The 3,378-nt window shown below is 48.8% G+C and carries 3 protein-coding genes; 2 read left to right on the forward strand and 1 reads right to left on the reverse strand.

Translation table 11 applies throughout. The annotated features are described in order from the left end of the window. Positions 1-1,132: 1,132 nt before the first annotated feature. Entirely contained in the window at positions 1,133-1,309 is a 177-nt protein-coding gene (locus ABD735_RS05250) for a hypothetical protein (RefSeq protein ID WP_344804042.1), read from the forward strand. Between the two features lie 939 nt (positions 1,310-2,248). Here the strand turns inward: ABD735_RS05250 and ABD735_RS05255 are convergent. Next, the gene (locus ABD735_RS05255; protein WP_344804044.1) at positions 2,249-2,782 is read right to left on the reverse strand and encodes a tetratricopeptide repeat protein; all 534 of its coding nucleotides are present in this window, start codon (positions 2,780-2,782) and stop codon (positions 2,249-2,251) included. A gap of 224 nt (positions 2,783-3,006) precedes the next feature. On the opposite strand from ABD735_RS05255, the gene ABD735_RS05260 reads away from it, so the two are divergent. Then, entirely contained in the window at positions 3,007-3,252 is a 246-nt protein-coding gene (locus ABD735_RS05260; RefSeq protein WP_344804045.1) for a type II toxin-antitoxin system CcdA family antitoxin, read from the forward strand. The last annotated feature ends 126 nt before the right edge of the window (positions 3,253-3,378 follow it).

Below are 3,378 nucleotides of genomic sequence, written 5' to 3' on the forward strand. Positions count from 1 at the left end.
TTCTTGAGCTGTGAGTAATGTCTGTCATCATCGGCGAAACTTATGATGTGAGCGATCCTGGAAGAGAATTTGAGCGGGCTCTCGCCGTTTTTGCTCGCTCGCTCAAATTCGCGATTGATAAAAACGGTCTTGCCCGCTCCCATCCCGGCGATCAATGCAATGAACTTCCCTTGGGTCTCCAGGTCTGAGTACGGTGTGNTAACCCTGCATTAATCTCCATGGATATAGCTGGAAAGTGCTCTACAACCAACTCTTTGGCATCTGCGAGCGACGTTCGCTTGGGTATGCGATGATTAAAATAGTCTTGCACAGAGCGAGCTATTGTTGCTCTATCTTCAGCTGATTCTGCAAAACTCAGCTGAAAACGCATCATTGCTATTTTGCCAGCAGATGCGATTAATATCTGCCCATCAACTTCGAGCTCTACTTTCATTGATTGCGCTAGTTTAGCTGCTTGTATTGCATCAGATCGTGTTGCGACGAGTAAGACCTTAAGTTCTTTGTCTGCTTTAGCCAGGTCCTGGGCGCTTTTTATGTCTTCTCGAGTGGAGAGGGGGGTGGTGTACGTAATCGGTATCATTTTACTGCTCACTTTTATTATTGTTATTTGTTGTTATTATTTGTGACTAAGATCGGCTATCTGAGACACAATAATATGATACGACTGTGATCAGCTAAAATCAATACTTTTCGTAAAAATATATCGTGTTCCTGATATTATATCGAAATAATCTACAAAAGTAAATATCGACAAAATTATATTATTCGTTATGAAGTGCGAATAAATTCTGCACCCTTATTGCAGAATTTTTCAGCCAAAAATCCCCGAAAATCTGCCTGCCATTTTCGTAACTATCTGTTTCTACGAGCTTAAAATCTCTCAGTTAGCCAAAAAACCTGACCACGTAAAAGTTATCTTCTCTATATATAGATATTAGAGCATTGCCGCTTCGCGGAGAGAGACACCCATCCCTTATGGACACACCTGGGTGACTTCTCGTAGAGGTAATCTAAAAATGGTCTATGTCTGTCTTTTGACTTAGCTGTATTCGAGATCGGAGTTTTGATGGAGCTTTGACGCACCCAGCGCACAAGCATAAGCTCTAGTTAGACGTCATGGGAGCTAAGCAGAATGAAAGAGCTTGAGATATCGATCGACGAAAATTGGCAGATCCTGCTGCCTGAGGAGGTGTCGGAGGCTCTGGGTTTGCAGAGCGGCGGTTGTGTTGTCTGGTCTATAAATGACCAAGGCGAAGTGCAGCTACGCAAAAGCGTCGACGATGCAGCACATAAGCAGCATGCTGAATAACATGCAAACTACGAGCCAATGTGAGATGGTCGAGAAAAATAAAAATCATATCAATGATCATCGGTATCGACCCCGGACTTTCTTGCGGTATTGCCCAGCTCGACAGTGACGGCACAATAATCGACATACATGACATGCCTATCCGGGCGCTCAAAAAAAGAAAGAAATAGATGCTGCAGCGCTCGCTAACTTGCTCAGAGATTCCGTGCTTATCTACGTCGAGCAGGTCGGCAGCCGCCCTGGGAGGGAGTTGTCTCAGCTTTTAGCTTCGGAAGAAACCTGGGTTATATACTTGGGGCAGCAGGCGCTCTCGGGAAAGAAGTAGTGATGGTTCGACCTCAGGATTGGCAAGCAATGTTTGGACTAGCGACAGGCGAGAAAGACAAATCTAGAAAGAAGCAGCAGATCGCTGACAAAGCTCTTGAGCTCTATCCTGCGGCAAATCTGTATGGACCAAAAGGGGGGCTGAAGGACGGCAGATCAGATGCACTGCTTATCGCTAGATACGCAGCACTCATGACAGAGCAGTGATTTCTTATCAGCGACTTCGCAGTGGAATTGGCGAGCTATAAAAGACGTGTCAGTCGTCTCACGTACCACCCAAACGCTCTAATCCCTGGCAACCCTGTTTCTAACATGGGTTTTAGCGGCGGAGCTGGATCCCAAGGCGCCCCCCAGCTGTGCATATGAAGAAATGTCTCAGCGCGAGAATCACTACCGCAAAACGCATCCCGAAGCCGTCTCTGAGATTTTGAAAGTATATCAATCCGCTCTAGCACGTCATCAGAGCACTCAGCGTCATCTACCTCAGCCCCGCTTTTGATTTGCGCCCAAGCAAGATCCGACACGCCAAACAGGCCCGCCGCTTCAGCATCTTTGAGAGCCCAGAACTTGGCTAGCCGCCGCATCTCATTTGCGACGTCAACTGTTGTCTGCTGACTACTTTCCAGCTGATGCACCAATCGCTGCTCCAATCTCTCCAGCGGCGTCCAGATACTGCTGCTCAGCAACAGCCCGCTGCCGTTGAAGATTGGCTTCATTCGCTAGTGTCTGACGATAAAGGTCAGTGTCAGGAACTGGAGCCCCGAGCTTGCGCAATTGCTGTATCGAGAAGTCGTCATTGTACCTAGCACCGATCGTAAACTGGTCCACGGCGAAGGCATGGTGGTCATTCTCGAGGAACAGGATCCCGAGGTCTCGCATCGCGGGAATATAGCCTTGATTAGCAGCCAGCCGATACCAATTAGCCGCTTCGTCCGCATTTTTCGGGGTATTGCCCAGGCCGTGGTGCCACATCTTACCAAGAGTGTGTTGAGCGACTATATCGCCAGCCTGCGCCGGCCCATCAAGATTATCCGCGGCTGTTGAATAATCCCCCGACAAAAACGCGTGCTGGCCCTGTTGGACCTGTGCTTGGTTAACACATCCGGACAGGGCTGCGGATATGATCAATGTCAGTATTAGTTTGCGCATGAGCTGCTACTCAGTGTGTTTATAGTTGTTTAGCGATCACTCTACACCCAGCCTCACACCTCATCAATAACCCCGGCGCCCAGGCCATCCCAGCCCTGGTTGACCCCAAACCCAACCAACCCCATTGCCACCAACCAAACACTGCCACTGGTTGAATGCTCTTGGGTGGACACTACTATGCGCATAAACTGTAGCAACGCATGTGACAGCCCTCGGAGGCTCTGATGGTCGAACTTTACAACGCAGCCGCACCAAAAAAAGCAGTCAACCTCTCAATCAATAGCGATCTGCTGCGCAAGACCCGGGAACTCAACATCAACCTGTCTGCTACTCTAGAGCGAGCCCTGAAAGATGAGCTTTGCGAACGTGAAGCAGCACAGTGGGTTGAAGAGAATCGCGCGGCGATCAAAAGCTACAACGAGTTTGTTGAGCAGCATGGGTGCTTTGGTGATGAGTTTAGGGAGTTTTGACGGCTCAGTCCGAAGTTTTATCCCGACCCAGCAAGACCAACAAAACTCATATCAGCCCCCAAACCAAACCTCTTGACCCCAATCGTCCGCTGTCCGCGGACCTCGGACACGCAACTTTTTTGAGCT

It is taken from the genome of Allohahella marinimesophila (genome assembly GCF_039538005.1).
In the GTDB taxonomy this organism is placed as follows: Bacteria; Pseudomonadota; Gammaproteobacteria; order Pseudomonadales; family Oleiphilaceae; genus Allohahella; species Allohahella marinimesophila.